Here is a 20,724-nt window from a genome sequence, read left to right as displayed (position 1 = left end):
CGTGCGCCCGCCCGTTTTCTCACGGGCGTGACCCCTCCAAATCCGCATGAGCCCATCCGCCGACCCCGACATCCCGTTCCTGCGAGAGGCCATTCGCCTCTCCCGGGAGCATATGGTGAAGGGGGATGGTGGGCCGTTCGGCTCGGTGGTGGTGCAGGAGGGGCAGGTGGTAGGCGAAGGCTGGAACCAAGTCCTCTCCACCAACGACCCCACGGCCCACGCGGAAATCGTGGCCATCCGGGATGCCGGTCAGCGGCTGGGAAGGTTCACCCTTGAGGGGTGCGTCCTCTACGCGAGCTGCGAGCCCTGCCCCATGTGCCTGGCGGCGGCGTACTGGGCCCGGGTGGACCGGCTGGTTTTCGCCGCCTCCCGTGAGGATGCCGCCGCGAGCGGCTTCGACGACGAATACCTCTACCTGGAAATCCCGAAAAAGCACACGGAACGGGCACTTCCGGCCCGGCAATTGCTACAAAACGAGGCAAGGGAAGCGTTCACCGAGTGGTTGGCGAAAACGGACCGTGTTTCTTACTGAACCAAATATTTCGAAACCTTTACAATTATGAAGTTTAGGATTGACCGATCATGGTGTTTTTGGTTGAACGAGAAAGGTATCCAAGGCGCCACGAGGGGCGTCATCTTCCAGTGACCGGAACCCGGTCTTAAAACGTCCAGAGTCTGGCCAACATTTTGCTTAAAAAAGTGGAAGAAAAGCGCCAGACGTAAGTTAGATTGACCACCCCCCAAATTTCTCCCTCCCTCACTTTATGGCCAATATGGAACTAGACGGCGGCATCAAGATCTACCTCCGCGAGATCGGAAAGACCGATTTGCTTACGCCCCAACAGGAGGTTGAGCTGGCTGACCGCATCAAGAAGGGCGACCCTGAAGCGCGCGCCCACATGATCAAGGCAAATCTGCGTCTCGTAGTCAAGATTGCCCAAGATTACGCGAATTACGGTCTTCCCCTCCTCGACCTCATTTCCGAGGGCAACATCGGCCTCATGAAGGCGGTGGAACGCTTCGACCCGAACAAGGGCGGCAAGCTTTCCACGTATGCCGCGTGGTGGATCAAGCAGTCCATCAAGCGCGCCCTGGCGAACCAGTCCAAGACGATTCGCCTGCCCGTGCACATGGTGGACAAGATCTCCAAGATGCGCCGCGTGGCCATGGCCATGTCCGAGGAACTCGGCCGCGAGCCCACCGATGACGAACTCTCCGAGGAAATCGGTATCGACCGGTCCAAGCTGAGCCAGCTCAAAACCGCGTCCATGCGTCCCGCGTCCCTCGACGCCCCCATCAGCGACGACGACAGCACCGAGTTCGGTGAAATCGTGGGCGACGAAAATGCGCACAACCCCTTCGAGCTTCTCAGCCACAAGAACATGCACAGCCAGCTCGACGGCTTGCTGACGGTTCTGGATGAGCGCGAGCGCAAGATCATCGATGCCCGCTTCGGCCTCAACGGCCAGAAGGCGCGCACCCTTGAAGAAGTGGGCCAGGAGTTCGGCGTGACCCGCGAACGTATCCGCCAGCTGCAGAACATCGCCCTGCGCAAACTGCGCCGCGCCCTGCAGAAGAAGGAAGACCCGATTCCCAAGGCGCTCCGCAATGCCGGTGGCAAGAAGGGCCGCAAGAAGAAGAAGGAAGCCGCACTGGTGGACTAAAGCTTCGGCTGCACCCAGGTTTTCAGAAAGGCATCGCCAATCCAATGGTGGTGCCTTTTTGTTTTGCTGCCGGTTGATGAGATCAGATATGGTGGAAGCCAATCCTACTTCCTACCGTGGAACGCGCTGCCAAACACTTCCTGAGACTCTCCTTGGTGACGACGGTCCTTGGGCTCATCATCGCCTGGATCCACGAACTGGCAGGCGGCGTGGTTTGTGGGCTGGGATTTCTGTTTCTGCTGCTGGCCTTGCTATGCGAAAAACTTTCGCCAAAGCCCGCACGGTCCTGGAGAACCGGGTTGTCCACCCGGAAGACATCCATGGGGACGATGGAGGCACCCAGTACGCCTCTGTGGGTCAGCAACGTCTTCTCCGCTGATGACAAAGGCGAATACTCCGAAGTCGGTAAGATGGATGGCACCTATACCATCGAGCTGGAAGAGAAGTTCACCGACGATTTCTGCCTCGTCAGCCAGCTCCTCATCCGTCTCGAAGGAGGTCCCGAAGGGCGGGTCCAACGCAAGGAGAACGCCATGGTGATGGATACGGGATGGCTGTGCTTCTTGACCGAAAACGGCAGGGCAAGCTGGAATGAAAGACGTTTTGAAAGACACATCGTGGACGGACTTGTAGAAGCCGGCCGTTCCCCCCTGCGCCTCTGGCTTGCGGATGAAACCGGAAACCGGGTGGGGTTTCTCGTCTCGGCGGGTGACTGCGACGGTGTGCACGAAGTGAAAATTGGCTCCGTGGACGGCAGAATTGTCTCCGTGGCGGTTCAGTTCATGTAGGCGCGACAACGACTGGCCTCAATCTAGCCATCGCCCAGGCACCTGAAACACCGACAGTCCAAGGAGCGGCACTAGCCTAGTGCCGTCAACGAGGTGAACGGAGCGAGGCAAATGTGAACTGCCGATATAACATCTGGAAATGGCTCCGCACCCAGGGTTGCCCACCACCGGCACTAAGGCTAGTGCCGCTCCTTGGACGATGCATCCTTTCACACGACTCGACAGTGGAAAGCTGGCATTGATTTTGCATTTTCGTCGAAGAACATCCTACCCCTCCAACGAAAGGTTCCCTGCATGCCCGCCATCCTCCTCAACGGCACTTCGAGCGCCGGCAAGACCAGCATCGCGAAGGCCATTCAGAAGCTGTCGCCGGAGCCGTTCATCCGCATCGCGCTGGATGATTTCACGGAGATGTTCCGCTGGGATGCCATCGAGAATGCGGAGATGCGCCGGGCCTGCCACAAGCACAGCATCGCGAGTCTGCACCAGTCCATGCGCTTGCTTCTCTCAGGGCCGTTTCCAGGCGTGATTGACCACGTTTTCGAGCAGGACTCCTGGTATGTCGATTGCCTGGCTGCACTCGCAGATCATCCTGTGCTCGTGGTGGGCGTGCGTTGCCCGCTGGAAGTGGTGCAGCATCGCGAGGTGTCGCGTGGGGACCGGCGCATTGGCCTCGCGGCGTACCAGCTACCGATTGTTCACGAAAATCGCAGCTATGATCTGGAGGTGGATACCAGCACGCGCAGTCCTGAAGAATGCGCGGCGGAAATACTCGCGGCGTACCAGGTGAAGGCTGCTGCTGCTGCTGTAGCAGCAGCCGATCCGCTCAACATGCTGCAGAGGTAACTCGCGCAACCTCCACTCACGCTCCGTTACTCTCGTCCTTCTCCATCGCGAGAGCTCTGAGGGCGCTTTGCAGTTCCTCGAACTTCACCGGCTTCACGAGATGCGCGGCGAACCCTGCGGCCCGGGAACGGCGGACATCTTCTTCCATGCCGTAGCCACTGAGCGCCACACCGGTCAGTCCATGGGTGTCCCGGAGTTCCTTCATCAATTCGGTCCCCACGCCATCGGGAAGTCCCAGGTCGGAAACGACAAAGTCGAAGGCCTGCTGCCCGGCGATCTCGCGCCCTTCACGGATGGATCTGGCCACGGTGACCACATGGCCGGCGTGCGTCAGGAAACGCGAGAGCACCTGCAGGGTTGCCTCGTGATCCTCCACCAGCAGCAGGCGCAAGGAACGAGTCGGCAGCGAGCGGTGAATGATCTGGTCCTTTGGTTCTGAGCGGGGTTTGCCAGTGGGCGGAGCGATGGTGGGCAACTCGACAACAAACTTCGCCCCGCATCCCTCACCTTCACTCGTTCCCACAATGCTGCCGGAGTGCTGCTCCACAATGGCCCTGGCGATGGCGAGACCCAGGCCGAGGCCTGCCCCCTTCGCGGCGTCCGCCTGATGGAACGGCTGGAAGAGCTTCTCACCCTCCGCCGGATCGAATCCCATGCCGGTGTCGCTGACTTCGATGACTATCCCTCGCGGGGCCGCATCGGCATGGGATGCAGACGTGTCCCGCGTCGTGATGTGAACAACGGTGCCGCCGGAGGAGTACTTCACCGCATTCTGCAGGATGTTCCAGAAGACCTGCTGGAGTCTGGCGGCATCTCCCAGGAAAGCGGTGCGCCGGGCCTTGAGGTCGGCTTGAAGCGTGATGCCTTTTTCCCGCGCGCCATCGCGGATGATTTCGATGGCCTGGGTGAGGATGTGATGAATGTCGCAGACTTCAAAGCGGAGTGCCAGCTTGCCCTGGGTTACTCGGGTGATGTCCAGCAAGTCATCAATCAAACGGGCCTCGAGATTGATGAAGCGCTCAATCATGGCGAAGGCCTCACGACCGTGGTCATTGATGCTGGGATCGTCGCGCAACGTGGCGGCGGTCATCAGCACCGGAGTCAATGGCGTGCGGAGCTCATGCGACAGCTGGGCGAGGAAGGCGTCCTTCGCCGCGGAGGCCGCACGGGCGCGCTCCTCACTGGCGCGCAGGACGTCTTCCGCCATCTTGCGTTCGGTGATGTCGTTGAACAGAACCGCCAGGCGAGTATCCCCGGTGTCGCCGATGCGGAAGGCATACACGTCGAACCACCGGTCGAGTCCCTTGTATTCCGCCGCAAAGCGATTGGACTGGCCTGTCTTGACCACCCGGTCGTAGTTCTCCAGCCAGTGTTCTTCGATGCTCGAGACAAACTCCAGCATGCGCTTCCCGACGACATCTTGCATGCCTGCCTGCTTTTCGAAGGCGGGATTCACTTCGATAAAGCGGTAGTCCACAGGGCGCTGCTGATCATCATACAGCATCTCGATCACACAGAATCCTTCGTCGATGGATTCGAACAGGGAGCGATAGCGCGCTTCACTTTCCCGCAGGGCTTCTTCCGCGTGTCTGTTCTCCGTGACATCGCTGGCCGTGCCGAACCACTCGGTGATCCGTCCCTCCGAATCCAGCAGGGGAATGGCGCGCGAGAACGTCCAGCCCAGACTGCCGTCCACACGAAAGACACGGTGTTCCAATTGGAACTCACCCTTGGTACGGATGGCTGTCTCAACCGCCGCCTCGACCATGCGCCGGTCTGCCGGGTGGATGTACTTTTCCATCCAGTTGTGCTCCGGCTCAGGGGTATTCTCGATGAAGTCCCGGCCGGCGAGCTGCTGCATCACGGTCCAATCGGCATTCATGCGATAGACCACATCCGAGCTGGCCGTCACGAAGGCGCGGAACCGCCCCTCACTCTCGCGAAGTCCACGCTCCAGTCGCGCGCGCTCGATGGACTCCCAGCAGCGGGCCGCCACGGCTCTGAGCAACTCCACCTCATCCGGGGACCACACTCGAGGCGTCGCCATGTGCACGGCCATGGCGGCCACGAAGCGTCCCGCCTTGTGCAGAGGCACACAGATGACGGCCTGAATCTGCGTGGCGCGGTAGGCAGCCAGATTTTCCACCGGCGGCTGATGCGTGTCCACGTCATGCACGACGTAGGCTTTGTCTTCGCGCATAAGTTGCAGGACCTCCTGACCGAAGTCCGCAAACCTGAGCCTGCCCACGATGCTCCTGATGTCCGGGCGGCGCATGTAGTTGCCCGTCAGGTTCATGGTATCCTCGTCCGCCTCGATATCGGCGTAGGCACAGCGGTCCACGTGAAAGTGTTCCCCGAGCAAGCGTGCCGCGGTGAGCGTGATCTCCTGCGGGTCAATGAGGGGGCGCAAGGCGTCGTCAAGACTTACCAGGAAGCTGTGGCGGAGTTCGGTAGCCTTGCGCTCGGTGACATCGCGTGTGGTGCCTGCGATGGCCTCCACATTCCCGTCTGCATCGAACACGGGCACGAAGATGTAGTCGTAAATGCGGCGGCCAAAGGTGCCGGCAAAGGGCACTTCACCACGAATGGGAGCCTTCGTGGCAATCACCTGCTCAATCTCGCGGTCATGCATCTCCGCGTGCCAGGGCTCGTATCCCAGCTCCAGACAAGTCTTTCCGATCGCCTCGTCCCAGGTCTTGCCCCACATGCGCAGAAGCACGGCATTCGCATAGGTGAAGCGGTGATTGAGGTCGAAGACGTAGGTGAGGTCCGGGGTGTTTGAGAGAATGGTCTCATACAGGCGGCGCTGACGTTCATTGTCCGCCTGGGTATCCCTCAATCGCTGCTCCGCGGTGACGCTGGCGGAGATGTCCCGGAAGTAGCAGACCACTCCCGACTGTCCATCCAGAAGCGGCACGCGATGAATGCTCCACTCGTAGAACTCCGTGACTGCGCGATCACGCCGCTCTTCAGCGATGCGGGGCGCGGTATACGGCTCCCCAGTTTCCAGCGTACGGCGGAACCGGTCCACGATTTCCGCTGCGTATTCCTGGGGCCACATGAGGTACGTGACCTCCACCAAGTCGCGGCCAATCAGGTGGGGAATGGAACCGAAGGCGGGCAACGCCGCGGGATTGATCTGCTGAATCTTAAAATCCGCATCGACCAGAAACATGCCCAACGGGGAATTCTGGATGAGCATCTCAAACGGCAAGCCGCCCGCCGGGGATGCCTCAGGCTTGCGAGCACTCCCACGCGGTCGGATATCGAGCGAGCCTTCCATGGTGTTCCAATACTTGAGGAAGACGACTATCGACGAGGGCAGCGGGATGCTCGCGAGAAGGACAGGATTCGAGGCGATCTGGGCAGAACACTTTTGCGCATGGAAGAACAGGGGAAGTCTTCTTCGAATCGCACCCCCCGGTCTGTTTGCGTCTGACACAAAATCAATTCCGGGCAATCCGGGATCACCTTGAGTCGGGATAGGATCTCACCCATGCCATTGGGAGATCTCCCAATTACCTCTTCTTCGCCTTGCCTGAGCTGGCCTTCTGACTGGGGCGGGACAACGCCGTTGCCTTCCCTGCACCCGCACTTGCAATGCGTCCTCCGTACGTTTTTCTCAACACATTGAGCAAGCTCTCCGCGGCACGGCTGAGGTGTTGCTCCTTTCGCCAGATGACGGCGATGGCGCGCTCGGGGCGCTTTCCTGTGAGAGAGCGATAGGTGGGCTCGGACACACGACCGCTTCCGCAGGCCATGTTTGGAATGAGTGACACACCTACACCTGCCGCGACGAGGGCCTGAATCGTCTCCAACTGCGCCGTGCGGAAAATCACGGGCGGGTGGCAGCTATGCCGGTCACAGAAACGCAGGGCCTGGTCGCCAAGGCAGTGTCCCTCTTGCAGCAGGATGAAAGGCTCCTGTTCCACATCTTCCAATCGCACTTCGCGGCGTGTGGCGAGTTCGTGATCCTTCGGCACGGCGAGCAGCAACTCTTCTGAGAACAAGGTCTCGATCACAAACCGCTCATCCGTGATGGGCAGGCTTACGATGGCGAAGTCCAGCTCACACGCGCCGGCCTGGGCGAGGAGATTGGTCGTGGTGGTCTCATGGACGATGACCTGCACGGCGGGCAGTTCCGCACGCACCCGCTTCATCACGGAGGGCAGCAGATGCGGGGCGATAGTAGGCAGCACGCCCACATTCACCGTGCCGCGCACCTGACCCACCGCGGCATCATCCGCCTCACGCTGTGCGGCGTCCACCTCGGCAAGGATACGCAGCGCGCGCTGGATGAGCGCCCTGCCCGCCTCCGTGGGCACCGCCTCACGCTTGAGGCGCGTAAACAGACGGCAGCCGAGTTCCTCCTCCAGCTTTTGTATCTGCTGGCTCAGCGAAGGCTGGGATACGTGGCACTGCTCCGCGGCGCGGCTGAAATTTCCCGTGCGCGCGACAGCGGTGAGGTAGCGGAGCTGGTGGAGTTCCATAGGCGGTACCTATGGTTACCAGCGGCACTAAGTATTTCAATGATATTACCATTCCGCCCTAAAATCATACGCTCTCCCCCAGGAGCAAAAAAACACGCTCACCTACACCTCACCCGATCATGAACACTCCACCCGCATTCCTGCGGAGGGCCGCGCTTTTCGCCGTGCTCACCGCCTCTTCCCTGGTGCCGTCAGCCGCTCGCGCGGATGACGACTTCGATGCCATGGTAAAAAAACTGCAGGGCGAAAAGCCCCAGTTCGCGAAACGCCAGCAGGACCTGCTCAAGGAACGCTATGACCTTTCCGACAAACCCGTGGAAGGCCTCACCATGCCCCGCGGCAAAGCCGTGCAAGGCGGCGTGCGCGTGAATCTGCCCAAGGACACCACTTGGGACAAGCTCGCCGGGATGACTCCCGAGGAGATCAAGTCGAAGGACCTCTGGCCTGCCGGCTTCTATCCCCTGCCCCACCCGCACCACGAAGCGGGCGGCATGATCTTCCCCAAGAAGCAAATCGACGGTGTGAAGGAGCAGACGGGGCGTGACCTCACACGCTTCGACCTCGACTTTGATCTGCCGGACCACATGCTGCCGGAGTTCCCCGCGCCCATCTACCTGAACACACGACCGGACCTCGGCGATGTGTCCCAAGGAAAACTGATCACGCTGGGAAATTTCTACGACGTCTTCAAAAACGTCCTTAATCCCAAGCAGCTCGAAGGTCTGCGATTGCTTGTCACGCCCTTCCCGCAGGCGCAGTTCAATGCGACGCACGATCGCAAGGCTCTGCTCGCGCATCAAGGTGTCGCCTGCTTCGACTGCCACTCCAATGGCCACACGAATGCCGCGACGCACACCGTGGGTGACATTCGCCCCAATGAACATCGCCACCGCATCGGTACGCCGACGCTGCGCGGGATGAATATCACCAATACCTTTGGCTCACAGCGCGCCATGAAGACGGTGGAAGACTTCACCGAGTTCGAACAACGCGCGGCGTACTTCGATGGTGATCCGGAACAGGCCACACGCAAGGGGGTGAACATCCTCGAGCGAGGCAGCCAGGTGCACTTCATGGCGGAGTTTGAAAACATCCTCGGCTTCCCGCCCGCGCCAAAGCTCACGCCTCTGGGCAAGCTGGATCCCAACAAGGCCACGAAGCAGGAACTGCGCGGTCAGGAACTCTTCTTTGGCAAAGCCCAGTGCTCCGTGTGCCACACCGGTCCCTACTTCACCGATGGCCTCATGCATGACCTGCAGGTGGAGCGCTTCTTCAAGGAGAAGATGATCAACGGTCGCAAGGCCAGCGCGGATGGTCCCATCAAGACCTTCCCGCTGCGCGGCATCAAGGACTCGCCTCCTTACCTGCATGACGACCGTCTCATGACGCTGGATGACACCGTGGAATTCTTCAACCTGGTGCTCACCCTCAAGCTGACCACCGAGGAGAAAGCAGACCTAACGGCATTCCTCAGAACGCTCTAAGCATCCTTGCGCAAACTGTTCACGCTGTGGCGGTTATTTTCTTTCCCTGACAGGAAACGTCATAGGCCCATCCTATGGTAACCCTTGGTAAGAAGTATTTCCGCCACAGCAACACCGGGCCAACAATAGAGACGTTCGCACGAACCCTCACTGTATTCGCTATGAGCACTCGATTGCCTGAAGAACCTTCAACGGAACTCGCCCTCAGCCCGCAAGGACCTGTCCTCATGCAGAACTTCGGACTCATCGAGAAGATGGCGGACTTCGCCCGGGAGAGCATCTACGCCCAGGCGGGGAGTCTTTTCCGCCGCATGACTTCGGAGGCAAGGCAGCGGCTCTTTGGCAACGTCGCTCGCGTCATGGGCTCGGTGCCCCGCGAAACCCAGATGCGCGCCATCTGCCACTTCTACCGCGCGGATGTGAACTACGGCGTCGGTGCGGCAAGAGCCCTTGGCATCAACATCGAGCAGGAGATGTCCAGGATGGCTTCCGCGTCCGCCTGAACGCAGCCACTTCTGCATCCGAACCCATCACCATAACGTAAGAAAAAATCACCCCAAATCCCCCACCCGGTAAAGCGGGCGACGCCCCCAACGTCCGCAGGACCCGGGTAAGAGGTGAACTAACAGGAGACGACCGCGAGGTTGTCTCCTGTTTTTTTGGGGCGGAGGAAGGCCGCGTCATGGGAGGTAGTAAGCTGTTTTATTAGCCGCAAAAAAACGCAAAAGACGCAAAGCGTTGAGGTGCCGGGCGTCTGATGTCCGGGGCGAAGCAACCCTTCAGCGGTTCCCTCCCTCCGCGACCGGTTGGGTAACAGATTTTTTTGATTCATAGAGTGACGGGCTGGCGTTTCATCCGGCATGCCACGCCGCTTTTTGTTTTGGACTCTCTTGGTCGTCGCTTGCATTGCCATCGCGGGCGCAGTCTATCTCATTCCGGAATCACGTGTCCGCACGCCACTTCTCTTCAAGATAGGCCCGGTTACCACGGTACCCGGCTATGGACCTGTATATGAAGTCGAGGTGCAGAATACATCAGCGTATCCTGCGGCCTTTTATGGAGCATATGCCACCAGCACTCCTGGCATCCCCCTCAAGCCTGGTGGATATCACCCCGCGCTAATACACGGAGTGAAACCGGGCAATCCGGTGGTAACAATCAAGGGGCATGGCACGGAGCGTGTTAAGCTCATCATGGCCAGCAGCGAAATTAGTGGCGAACCCCTGTCACTGGCGACACTCAGCGGCCTCACCGTAGTCTATTACTGGGCTCCCGAAAGCAGGTCATGGCTTGCCGGAAAAACCTTCCGGCTGAAGCAGGCGCTTCCCAAGGCCTTGGGGGACTTCATTCCTGGTTATCAACAACATCAGCGAATGGAAAAGGGCAGCTTTATCGTGGGAGCCGGGCAAGCCGCGGCTCCTTGAGGAAAGCTGCCATCCAGATGCCAGACGGGTTATCACTGCGGCTTGCCCCAGTGCTTGTCGGCGAAGTTCATGTACTGCTCCCAGTCAAACAGCAGGATGTCGTGCTTGCCGGTGCGGTTGTGATAACCAATGGCATCGCCCACACTCTTGTCGGGGGCTGGGGGTTCATCCACGCCGAGACCTTTCAGGCCGAAGAGGGCGTACACGGGTTCGGCAAGCTTTCCGCCGAGGAACTCGCCTTTTTGGTCAGCCCAGTTATCCTCGGTGGCGCTGGCGATGTAGACCGGTCGTGGGGCCATGAGAGCGATGAGTTCGTGCTGGTCCACGGGTAGATCCTTTTCGTTGTCGGAGTACTTGTTGAAGTTGTCGCAGAACCAGTGAGGGAAGCTCTTGTTCAGCACGGCCACAGTCTCGCCATAGATGCGCTTGCTCAGGGCCGCGCCACCCGCGCCGGAGTCGTTGCTGACAACAATACCGAAGCGCTCATCCTGCGCGCCGGCCCAGAGGGAGGTCTTGCCCAGGCGGGAGTGGCCCACGGAGATGAGCTTCTTGCCATCGACTTCCGGGACGCCTTGCAGGTAGTCCGCCATGCGGCTCATGCCCCAGGCCCACGCGCCGATGCTGCCCCACTCATCTGCTGCGGGCTTGGTCTGACCGTCCTTGTAGAAGAGCGGCTGCACGCCGTTCTGGAATCCATCATCAAAATCAGGATCGAAGTCGCCGTAGTAGGCGGTACACACGGCATATCCACGCTCGATGATTTCCTTGTACGGCCAGCGTCGTTCGCCACTGCCACGGCTCTTCTCCGTGGCCTTGTTGTTCACATAGTTGCCGTCCTTATCATTGCGGAACCAGGCATCGGAAATGGGAATGCTGGGGTCCGTGGTCGTGTAGTGATTGCCACCGAAGTTCAGCTGTACAAAGGCGGGTGCCGGCTTGGTGAGGCCGTTGGGCGTGAAAAGCAGCAGGTCGGCGTGGCTCGTGTAGCCATCGCCTTTCTGACTGGGCTGATCCTTGCCACCCTCCGTGAGCACGGCGCCGTTGCTGAAGGACAGCCGGACGCGTCGCATCGTGGCCTTGCCACCGAGGGCGTTCTTATCTTCAGATAACACTTCCACTTTAGTGGCTTTGGTCGCGCCACCGGGTGTCTTCCCATACACCTCACTCGCGAAGAGCTTCATGAGCTCCGGCTTCCGCTTCTCCAGCCACTGCTCCTTGGTGGTGATCTTCGTGCCATCGGATGCCGTGAGTGGATCCAGATTGGGCAGGCCACCGGCTTTGGATTCATCGTAATTGATGCCGGGGCGCTCCTGCGCATGCGTGCGGAGTGACGTGGATACCATCGCGAGGCTGCCAGCCAGAAGCGCGGCGGTGAAGCGGGAGGATGCGTGCATGAAGTGAGTGTGAACAGTGGTTGATTTTCCTGCCAGAGGAATCTCGTATTCAAACGTCTCACAACAGGCAAGACTCTCACACGGGTGAAGGTATCCTTCACACGATGCGCCCCCAAAGAGCCGCGGCTTTAGCCGCCGACGACTCGCGCTTCGGGCGCGAAGCAACGGCGACTGAAGTCGCCGCTCCTTGCCATCAACCGTCCAGGTTCAGTCACGGAACTCCTGACTTGCGATTGTGCTCCACGATTTCCTGGAACTTGGCCGCGAACGGTGCCGGGAGGTACCAGTGAACGCTTTCAAGGTACGGAATGAACGCGTAAAAATTGGGCGGAGGCGCTGCACCGGTAGGAGGCTGCGGCAAGTTCGGGAGCTTGAGAAGGGCAGTCTTGATAAGGGTGACACCGTCGCTGGTGGTTTTGGTCTGAAATGGCACGCACTGCCGGGTGCTTCCATTCCATTTGTCATCAATGAAATTGTAGTAAGGCTCCCTCACCCCCTCCGGCCTGGGCTGCCAGAGTACAATTTTGGGATTCGTCTGTACAAGCTGGACGCTTATCACCTGTTGTTTCGCATCGCTGATGAAGTAGATGAGATTGAACTTCTCACCTCCATCGACAAATTCTGACCCGGTGATCGCCATGATGGTGACCATGAGTGAGTTCTGTGGAAAGGCCAGGTTCGTGACCCTGAACTCCCTCTGCTTGCGGACTCCCTTGGGAAGCGCCTTGATGGCCTCCTGCACCGGCATGAGCCACTTCACCGGGCCCCAGATGGTGACGGGATCCGTTTTGCCACCGGCCGCTGCCTTGGAATAGAGATCCAGACACTCCAACAATTCACGCCGGGTAATGAGCTGGGTCGCGAGCCAGTTGGTCGCAAAGGTCATGCCGGGCGGCGTAGCCGGGGCTTTTTGCGCCGCAAGAGGAAGGGATAGAGCCAGACTGACAGCCAGGGAGAATGCGATTTTTTTCATGCCACGCAAAACGGCTGGCCGGTAGTATGCATTATCATATCCGTCAAAACGATTTTGCCACGGAATGCAAAAAAAGAATCCGGTGTATCCCGCCTCTCCCGAAGAGGTTTGCAGAGGCGCATCGTGCACGTGAACTGTGCGCTTCCAGTGACGGCCGTTACCTTTACTTTACTACAGCGGCGACCTTGGATAGCATCCGCGCTGTCACTTCCCAAAACGCGAACGATGCTGGCCCCTTCCGACACCAGGAATATCGACGATCTCTATCGAAGTGGGTGGAGGCACATCCTGCCAATCTGCCTACGCCTCGCACTGGCTGTTCTCGTGGCCCGAGCCATGCCCTACGTGCACATACGGTGGGGCGAGCCCTATCCGGGCGATGGACAGGATGCATTTGGCGTGGTGGTGATTTTCGCCCTGATTGGTCTGGGGGCGGCAGTGTGCTATTTCGTGGCGGGCTGCATCCTCCAATATCTTCTTCGCAAACGCAGAGCCATCTGGACCGTGGCCGCAGACCTGACCTTGGCGTTCATCTTAGCCGGGGCATTGGGCTACATGGGTCTCACAGCTCACTATGAGGATACACCGCCACCGAAGGAGGTTGAGCAGCGAACAAGAGCCGCTTCTTGAACGCGGAGTATCTTGGGTCGTGTGAGAGGAAAGCACCTCAAAGTCGAGCACGAGGATGTCCACCAGTTAGAAGACCCACTTCAATCCCGTGCGGATGACCACGCCATCTTCGAGGTCTTCGTCCAGCAGTTCTCTTTTGTTGCTGTCTTCGATACGCAACTCGGAGAAGGCATTGATACCAACACCGAGGGTGAGCCAGCAATCTTTGAAGAGACGTTGCTCGGCTTGGAGGGTGGCGCTGGCGCCTTGCAGGCGGAGGATGCGCCCGCGGCCTTCTTCGTCCTCAATGAGCCAGCGGCCACCGATGAGCTCGGCACGCAGCTTGATGTAGAGGTCATCACTTACTTTGTAGGAGGGGATGAGTCCATCAGGCGAGAAGGTGACAGTGAAGCGATCACTCACACGCCAGAGCAGGGCGAGCACGGGGAATACGTCGTCATCGCCATAGTTGCGCGAATAGCCCGCGCCGACGGCGGCCATGAAGTTGGGCGAGAAGCGGTAGCCAATGCCAAAGCCGGCGGAGAGGTCGAAGGCGTCGCTGTTGATGCGATTGAAGTCGCTGGAGATACCAGGCTCCACATACGCAGCGGCAAGCCAGGGGCTGGTGGGTGAAAGCCAGGCGGCCTGGATAGGCAGGCGCAGCGTGTGGAGGTCGAGGTCCTCATGCAGCACCGAGGTATCCACATCCGCGAGGAAGAGACGGTAGTTCAGCTTCGCGAGAAGGATGAAGGTATCCGTCATCACCGGAGGCAGCGGCACGCTGGCGCGGAACTCGTGCATGGAGTATTCGCCGGCGGCATTCTCCAGGGACATGGGGAAATCGTAGTCGTAGCGGAAGGCCAGCTCCGGGGCGAGGAACTCCTTCAGCAGGGCTTCATCCGTGCCCTTGCTGGCGGTGACTTGAGCAGGAGCTTTGGAGGCAATGACTTCACCAGCCTGCAAGGCAGTGACAGCAGTGGTGGCAGCGACGAACAACGGCAGGAAGGAAAGGAAGCGGCGCATGGGCGGGAGAATACCAGAACGGCTGAGGCGAGTCTGCAAGAAACAGAAACGCAATCAAACGAACCGGCTATCTTCGCGGATGGAAGCGACGATGCGTGTCCTTCAGGCGATTCTGGTCCACATGTGTATAGATCTGCGTGGTGGCGATATCCGCATGGCCCAGCATTTCCTGGATGACTCGCAGGTCCGCTCCATTTCCCAGCAGATGCGTGGCGAAGCTGTGGCGCAGCAGGTGCGGATGAATGCGCTCGGGGTCGATGCCTGCCTGCTCCGCGCGTTCGCGGAAGATTTGCCAGATGCGCGCGGTGGTGAGCTTGCCGCCGTTGCGATTGATGAAGATCCAGCTCTGCGTCTTGGGCTTCACCAAGGCGGGTCGTGCAGAATTCAGATAACGCTGAACTGACGCTCGCGCTTCCTGCCCGACGGGGACTAGGCGGGTCTTGTTCCCTTTTCCAGTGACGCGGATCCAGCCTTCGTCGAGATTGAGGTTTTCCAGCTTGGTACCGGTGACCTCGCTCACTCGCAGTCCGCTGGCGTAGGTGAGTTCCAGCATGGCGCGGTCGCGTAGATCGAGCGGCTCATGACCCTGCACGGACTCCAGGAGATGGCCGACGTCCTGTTCATTCAAAGTATCGGGCAGGCGCGCCTCCACACGCGGAGGCAGCACAGGCTCCGCAGGGTCGCCTTTGCGAAAGCCACGGACCGCGAGCCAGCGGAAGAAGATTTTCAAGGCGACCAGCTCAATGCGCAGGCTGGAGGCGACAATGCCATCGCCCTTGCGCATGCCAAGATAGTCCGTGATGTCATCCGTCACCACCTCTGCGACTGCGGCCTTCTGGTGCTTCATTTGCATCCATGAGGCGAAGCGCGTGAGCACCTGGGAGACGAGCAGCTGATAGTTCGTCGACAGCCCGCGCTCCGTGGCGAGGTGAAGGATGAAGCTGTCGATTTCTTGCTGCACGAAATGAATGTGGCGCGATTGCGATAGGTTGCCAGTGCAACCTGAACTGTCGCTTGAGAACAAGATTTCCCATTGGCGCAACGCGCTGTTTTCGTCCATGCTCCCCGTGACAGCCCCCGTCACCGTGCCTCCATCTGACACGTTATCCTCCGCGCCGACCACCACCCCGGCCAAGGGCACTCTTGTATTTGAGGCCCGCAAAGTACGCAAGGTCTACCACACCGGCGAGTTGGATGTGGTGGCGCTGCATGGTGTGGACCTCGACTTCTACTCCGGCGAGCTCGTCGTGCTGCTGGGCGCTTCCGGCAGCGGCAAGTCCACCCTGCTGAACATCCTTGGCGGTTTGGACGTGCCCACGTCCGGCCACCTGAACTACAAGGGCTGGCCACTCACGGATGCGGAGGAGAAGACGCTCACCCTCTTCCGCCGCAACTGCGTGGGGTTCGTCTTCCAATTTTACAACCTCATCCCAAGTCTCACCGCGCGGGAGAATGTCGCGCTCATCACGGACATCGCCCGCGATCCCATGAAGCCCGAGGAAGCACTGGAACTCGTGGGCTTGAAGGCGCGCATGGATCACTTCCCCTCCCAGCTCTCCGGCGGTGAGCAGCAGCGCGTGGCCATTGCACGTGCGATTGCCAAGAAGCCCGAGGTGCTGCTGTGCGACGAACCCACCGGCGCGCTGGACGTGCACACCGGCATCCAGGTGCTGGAAGCGGTGGAGCGCATCAATCGCGAGCTCGGCACCCTGACCGTGGTCATCACGCACAACGCGGCCATGGCCGAGATGGCGGACCGCGTGCTGCACCTTTCCGACGGACAAATCGTCAAACAACGGCATAACGAGACACGCATGCCGGTGAGCAGCCTTGAGTGGTGATGAGAGGAGGAGCAACGGAGTTGTATGAATGTTCTGTGGTCTTCGATGACAAATGCCGGACACTGCCCTGGGAGCGCTGACGTCCCGTCGGCGTATTTGTGTCGCGTGAAGTTGCAGCGCCAATACGCCGGCCAGAGGCCATCGCTCCCAGGGCCAGCAGATGCCGACACATGCGTCGGCATGTTTCTTATTTTCTAGTCCATGCTCTCCCCACTCGATCGCAAACTGTTCCGGGACCTGGGCCGTATGAAGGGCCAATTGGTCGCGGTCAGTCTGGTGATGGCGTGCGGGCTGGCGATGATGATCATGACAAGGTCATTGATCCTCACGCTCGATTCCACGCGGAATGCCTACTACCAGCGCTACGGCATGGCGGACATCTTCGGCACGCTGAAGCGCGCACCGCTGGCCATGGCGGACCGGCTGGCGCAGATCCCCGGGGTGGCGGCGGTGGAGCCTCGTGTGGTGGTGGATGTGACGCTCGACCTGCCAGGCATCCCTGAGCCTGCGACAGGCCACATTGTTTCCCTGCCTGATGATGGAAAGCCACAGGTGCTCAATCGCATCTTCATGCGCAAGGGTCGCCTGCCACAGCTTGGCGAGCGACGTGAGGTGGTAGTGAGTGAGGCCTTTGCCGATGCCAACTTCCTGAAGCCCGGCGACAGCGTGGTGGCCATCATCAATGGGCGGCGTGACTCCCTCGTCATCGTGGGTGTGGGTTTGTCCCCGGAGTTTGTCTTTGAAGCGCGCGCCGGTGAAACACTGCCGGACAACAAGCGCTACGGTGTCTTCTGGATGAACTACGAGGCCGTGGCGGTGGCGTACAATCTGGATGGCGCCTTCAATGACTTTGCTGCGGACCTCGCACCCAACGCGGCGCCAGGGCCAGTGATTGCCGAGATGGACCGGCTGCTGGCGAACTACGGAGCCTTTGGTGCGTACACGCGCGCGGACCATCCCTCCGCGAAACGGCTCGATGATGAAATCCGAGTGCTGCAGGCGTTGTCGGTAGCCTATCCCGTCATCTTCCTGAGCGTGGCGGCCTTCATGGTGAATGCCGTGCTGGCACGACTGGTGCGACTGCAGCGTGAGCAGATCGCGCAGCTCAAGGCACTGGGATACTCCTCCGCGCAGGTGGGTATGCATTACATGAAGTATGCCCTGGTGATTGTGGTGCTGGGCACCATCCTCGGCGGTGTGGCGGGCAGCAAGATGGGCGGTGGCCTGGTGAACTTGTACACCATGTTTTTCCGCTTTCCGGAGCTGACTTTCCACATGGACACGGGGGCGCTTGCCACGGCGTTGCTCATCAGCGCGGGTGCGGCCTCGGCGGGTGTATTGAAGGTCGTGCGTGCAGCGGTGAAGCTGCCACCGGCAGAGGCCATGCGTCCCGAGCCGCCGGCGGATTTCAAGCCCTCGCTCGCCGAGCGCCTGGGGCTCACGAAACACTTCAGCCCGGGCTTCCGCATGGCTTTGCGCAACATCGAGCGCAAGCCATGGCAGGCCGTCTTCACCATTTGCGGTCTCTCGCTAGCCACAGGGCTCATGGTGCTGCCGGGGGCGATGAGTGACAGCATCGACTACCTGCTCACCTATCAGTGGAATGAAGTGCAGCGACAGGATGTCGTCGTCTTCCTCACGGAGCCCGGTGGTGGCAAGGCCTTCCACGACCTGGAGCATCTGCCCGGCGTGCTGCGCGCCGAGCCCATTCGCAGTGTGCAATCCCGCCTGCGCTACGGCCACCACTACCGCAAGCTCGCCGTCACCGGCATGCCCAAGGGCTCTGACCTGAACAGGCTGCTGGATGCAAACGGGCGCACCATTCACCTGCCGGAGGATGGCATCGTGATGTCCAAGGCGCTCGCGGAAGTCATCGGCGCGAAGATTGGCGATGAAGTGCAGATCGAGGTGCTCGAGGGCCAGCGTCCGAAGCGAACGGCGCCAATTCGCGGACTCATCGAGGACTTCGCCGGTGTGGCCGCGTACATGGACCTCGATGCCTTGCGCAGTCTCATGCGCGAGGGGGACACCATCAATGGCGCCTACCTCACGGTGGACAAGGCGAAGTGGGAGGATTTCATGCGCGAGGTGAAGGAGACTCCTCGTGCTTCCATCGTGCTGGTGAAGCAGGACCAACTCCAGGCCTTCCGTGAAACCACCGGACAGAGCATCGGCATTCTGCGGAAGCTCTACTTCACCCTCGCGGTGATTGTGGCGTTCGGCGTGGTGTACAACAGCGCACGCATCGCCCTCTCCGAGCGACAGCGCGATCTCGCGACGCTGCGCGTGGTGGGCTTCACCCAGCGCGAGGTGGCCAGTGTGTTGCTGGGAGAGCTCACGCTGCTGGTCGTGACGGCACTGCCGCTGGGCCTGCTTTTCGGCAAGGGGCTCACGACTTTCATCATCAGCTCCTTCAGCACCGAAACTGTCCGCATGCCGCTGGTCATCAATGCCACGAGTTATACCATCGCCATCATGGTGGTGACCACCGCTGCCGCCCTGTCGTTCCTGGTGGTGAGCCGTATGCTGAAGAAGCTCGACCTCGTGGGCGTGCTGAAGGCGCGTGATTGAGTCCTGCTTGGCAGGTGTGCCATCTGCCGCTACCGTTTTGCCATCTGGTGAGCCAAAAATCCCCCCAAGTACATGCCAGAAAATACCCCCCCGACCCAGAACCAACTCAGCGAACCCCAGGGCGACAGCCCGCCGTGGGATGCGAAGCGCAACAAACCGAAAGGCGCCTTCTTCCGCAAGCTCATCACCTGGGCCGGCATCCTCGGTGTGGTAGCACTCGTCGCCATGGGGCTCATGCCGAAGCCGATTGAAGTGGAACTGGGCAAGGTGGTACGCGGTCCCCTCACCGTGCATGTGGTGGAGGAAGGGAAGACACGCATCCGCAATCGTTATGTGGTCTCCGCGCCCATCGCGGGCCAGATGCGCCGCGTGCCGCTGAAGGCGGGCGACGAGGTCATCGCGGGCAAGACGGTCATTGCCACGATTGAGCCGGTGATGGCCTCGCTGCTGGATCCGCGCACCCGCATCCAGGCGGAAGCGCGCATCAAGACCTCGGAGGCCGCCCGTGCGCGCGCCGTGGAGTCACTCGACATGGCGAAGACGGCGGAGAAATTCGCCGTGGCGCACTGGGAACGCACGCAGAAGCTGAAGACTTCCGGCAGCATCTCGGAGACGGACCGCGACAATTCGGAGCGTGACTTTGAGCTGAAGCAGCGCGAGGTGCGCGCGGCGGACTTCGCGCTGAAGGTGGCCGAGTTCGAACTGGAGCAGGCGAAGGCCGCACTCCTGCAGCTTGATGACCCTGGCGCGGGCAAGGCAGCCGAGCTGCCCGTGTTCTCCCCAGTGGGAGGTCGCGTCCTGAAGGTCATGCAGGAGAGCGCCATGGTGGTGACTCCCGGGCTGGCCATTCTGGAAGTGGGCGACCCGGCAGACATCGAGATCGAGGCCGAGATTCTCTCCCGCGATGCCGTGGCCATCACGAAGGGAGCCAAGGTCCAGGTGGAGCAGTGGGGCGATGACCAGCCGCTGGATGCGATTGTGCGACTCGTGGAGCCCGCCGCGTTTACGAAGGTCTCCGCTCTGGGTGTGGAGGAGCAGCGCGTGTATGTGCTCAGCGACCTGAAGAATCCCCCGGACAAGGCCAAATCGCTGGGCGACCGCTACCGCGTGGAAGTGCGCGTGGCCGTGTGGCACAAGGATGACGTGCTGCTGGTACCCTCCGGCGCGCTTTTCCGCGAAGGGGTGGACTGGAAGACCTTTGTCTACGAGAACGGCAAGGCGAAGAAGGTGGGCCTGGAGGCTGGCCGGAGTGATGGCCGGATGACCGAGGTGATCAAGGGGCTGGAACTGGGGACGCAGGTGCTGCTGCACCCGCCGGACACGGTGAAGGATGGGGTGGCGGTGACCGAGCGGAAGGTGGAGTGACCCCGCCCCTAGTCATGGGTGGAGTCACCTGCATGGGATTCAACACAGAGACACGGAGACGCAGAGGAACTTCGGAGACTGAAACTGAGAGCGCTGGCCGGCCAGACGAGCGCCTGAACGTCCGTGGTGCTGGGAGTGCAATTTCAGCCCTCATTTGCTCAGGTTGCTCCTCCAAGCCCAGAAGTCTGGTAGCCCTCAGTCTCCGTAGTTCCTCTGCGTCTCTGTGTCTCTGCGTTGAACACCCTGAACGTG

General features: G+C 60.4%; 17 protein-coding genes. 11 read left to right on the top strand and 6 right to left on the bottom strand.

What is annotated here, in order from left to right; translation table 11 throughout:
- Positions 1 to 46 precede the first annotated feature (46 nt).
- From G5S37_RS01325 to G5S37_RS01310, 4 genes are all read left to right on the top strand, one after another.
- Positions 47 to 532 carry a nucleoside deaminase gene (locus G5S37_RS01325; protein ID WP_165199973.1) on the top strand — a complete coding sequence of 162 codons (486 nt, stop codon included), beginning with the start codon at positions 47 to 49 and terminating at the stop codon, positions 530 to 532.
- 232 nt (positions 533 to 764) lie between these two features.
- Positions 765 to 1,664, top strand: coding sequence for an RNA polymerase sigma factor RpoD/SigA (locus tag G5S37_RS01320; protein ID WP_113960832.1), 900 nt, complete (start codon positions 765 to 767; stop codon positions 1,662 to 1,664).
- A 116-nt stretch (positions 1,665 to 1,780) separates the two neighbouring features.
- The gene (locus tag G5S37_RS01315) at positions 1,781 to 2,452 is read left to right on the top strand and encodes a hypothetical protein (protein ID WP_165199971.1); all 672 of its coding nucleotides are present in this window, start codon (positions 1,781 to 1,783) and stop codon (positions 2,450 to 2,452) included.
- A 294-nt stretch (positions 2,453 to 2,746) separates the two neighbouring features.
- Positions 2,747 to 3,298 (top strand): AAA family ATPase, encoded by a 552-nt coding sequence (locus G5S37_RS01310; protein ID WP_165199969.1) that lies wholly within the window; start codon positions 2,747 to 2,749, stop codon positions 3,296 to 3,298.
- Positions 3,299 to 3,314: 16 nt separating this feature from the next.
- On the opposite strand, the gene G5S37_RS01305 is transcribed toward G5S37_RS01310, so the two are convergent.
- Together G5S37_RS01305 and G5S37_RS01300 are read right to left on the bottom strand one after the other, a co-directional pair.
- Positions 3,315 to 6,581, bottom strand: coding sequence for a PAS domain-containing protein (locus tag G5S37_RS01305; RefSeq protein WP_165199967.1), 3,267 nt, complete (start codon positions 6,579 to 6,581; stop codon positions 3,315 to 3,317).
- A 235-nt stretch (positions 6,582 to 6,816) separates the two neighbouring features.
- The gene (locus tag G5S37_RS01300) at positions 6,817 to 7,788 is read right to left on the bottom strand and encodes a LysR substrate-binding domain-containing protein (protein ID WP_165199965.1); all 972 of its coding nucleotides are present in this window, start codon (positions 7,786 to 7,788) and stop codon (positions 6,817 to 6,819) included.
- A 119-nt stretch (positions 7,789 to 7,907) separates the two neighbouring features.
- Between G5S37_RS01300 and G5S37_RS01295 the strand changes: the two genes are divergently transcribed.
- The 3 genes from G5S37_RS01295 (at position 7,908) to G5S37_RS01285 (ending at position 10,696) form a co-directional block, all read left to right on the top strand.
- Positions 7,908 to 9,272, top strand: coding sequence for a cytochrome B6 (locus G5S37_RS01295; protein ID WP_165199963.1), 1,365 nt, complete (start codon positions 7,908 to 7,910; stop codon positions 9,270 to 9,272).
- Positions 9,273 to 9,433: 161 nt separating this feature from the next.
- Positions 9,434 to 9,775, top strand: a complete 342-nt coding sequence (locus tag G5S37_RS01290) for a catalase-related domain-containing protein (protein WP_165199961.1) — start codon at positions 9,434 to 9,436, stop codon at positions 9,773 to 9,775.
- Between the two features lie 357 nt (positions 9,776 to 10,132).
- The gene (locus G5S37_RS01285; RefSeq protein WP_165199959.1) at positions 10,133 to 10,696 is read left to right on the top strand and encodes a hypothetical protein; all 564 of its coding nucleotides are present in this window, start codon (positions 10,133 to 10,135) and stop codon (positions 10,694 to 10,696) included.
- 32 nt (positions 10,697 to 10,728) lie between these two features.
- Here G5S37_RS01285 and G5S37_RS01280 read toward each other — a convergent pair whose 3' ends face one another.
- Positions 10,729 to 12,090, bottom strand: a complete 1,362-nt coding sequence (locus G5S37_RS01280; RefSeq protein ID WP_206026268.1) for an acetylxylan esterase — start codon at positions 12,088 to 12,090, stop codon at positions 10,729 to 10,731.
- A gap of 211 nt (positions 12,091 to 12,301) precedes the next feature.
- A complete protein-coding gene (locus G5S37_RS01275) occupies positions 12,302 to 13,063 on the bottom strand; it encodes a hypothetical protein (RefSeq protein WP_165199957.1) in 762 nt (253 codons plus the stop codon).
- Positions 13,064 to 13,288: 225 nt separating this feature from the next.
- Here G5S37_RS01275 and G5S37_RS01270 point away from each other — a divergent pair, with 225 nt between their 5' ends.
- Positions 13,289 to 13,693: a hypothetical protein gene (locus G5S37_RS01270; protein ID WP_165199955.1), complete on the top strand. Its 405-nt coding sequence runs from the start codon at positions 13,289 to 13,291 to the stop codon at positions 13,691 to 13,693.
- 66 nt (positions 13,694 to 13,759) lie between these two features.
- On the opposite strand, the gene G5S37_RS01265 is transcribed toward G5S37_RS01270, so the two are convergent.
- Together G5S37_RS01265 and G5S37_RS01260 are read right to left on the bottom strand one after the other, a co-directional pair.
- Positions 13,760 to 14,695 carry a DUF6268 family outer membrane beta-barrel protein gene (locus tag G5S37_RS01265; RefSeq protein WP_165199953.1) on the bottom strand — a complete coding sequence of 312 codons (936 nt, stop codon included), beginning with the start codon at positions 14,693 to 14,695 and terminating at the stop codon, positions 13,760 to 13,762.
- A gap of 67 nt (positions 14,696 to 14,762) precedes the next feature.
- Positions 14,763 to 15,656, bottom strand: coding sequence for a site-specific tyrosine recombinase (locus G5S37_RS01260; protein WP_165199951.1), 894 nt, complete (start codon positions 15,654 to 15,656; stop codon positions 14,763 to 14,765).
- A 97-nt stretch (positions 15,657 to 15,753) separates the two neighbouring features.
- Here G5S37_RS01260 and G5S37_RS01255 point away from each other — a divergent pair, with 97 nt between their 5' ends.
- From G5S37_RS01255 to G5S37_RS01245, 3 genes are all read left to right on the top strand, one after another.
- Positions 15,754 to 16,536 (top strand): ABC transporter ATP-binding protein, encoded by a 783-nt coding sequence (locus G5S37_RS01255; RefSeq protein WP_240914773.1) that lies wholly within the window; start codon positions 15,754 to 15,756, stop codon positions 16,534 to 16,536.
- A gap of 201 nt (positions 16,537 to 16,737) precedes the next feature.
- The gene (locus G5S37_RS01250; RefSeq protein WP_165199949.1) at positions 16,738 to 19,107 is read left to right on the top strand and encodes an ABC transporter permease; all 2,370 of its coding nucleotides are present in this window, start codon (positions 16,738 to 16,740) and stop codon (positions 19,105 to 19,107) included.
- A 72-nt stretch (positions 19,108 to 19,179) separates the two neighbouring features.
- The gene (locus G5S37_RS01245) at positions 19,180 to 20,472 is read left to right on the top strand and encodes an HlyD family efflux transporter periplasmic adaptor subunit (protein WP_165199947.1); all 1,293 of its coding nucleotides are present in this window, start codon (positions 19,180 to 19,182) and stop codon (positions 20,470 to 20,472) included.
- Positions 20,473 to 20,724 lie beyond the last annotated feature (252 nt).

This window comes from Roseimicrobium sp. ORNL1, from assembly GCF_011044495.1.
In the GTDB taxonomy this organism is placed as follows: Bacteria; Verrucomicrobiota; Verrucomicrobiia; order Verrucomicrobiales; family Verrucomicrobiaceae; genus Roseimicrobium.
The sequence above is the reverse complement of the archived record's forward strand: the minus strand, read 5'-3'. Positions and strand labels throughout refer to the sequence as shown.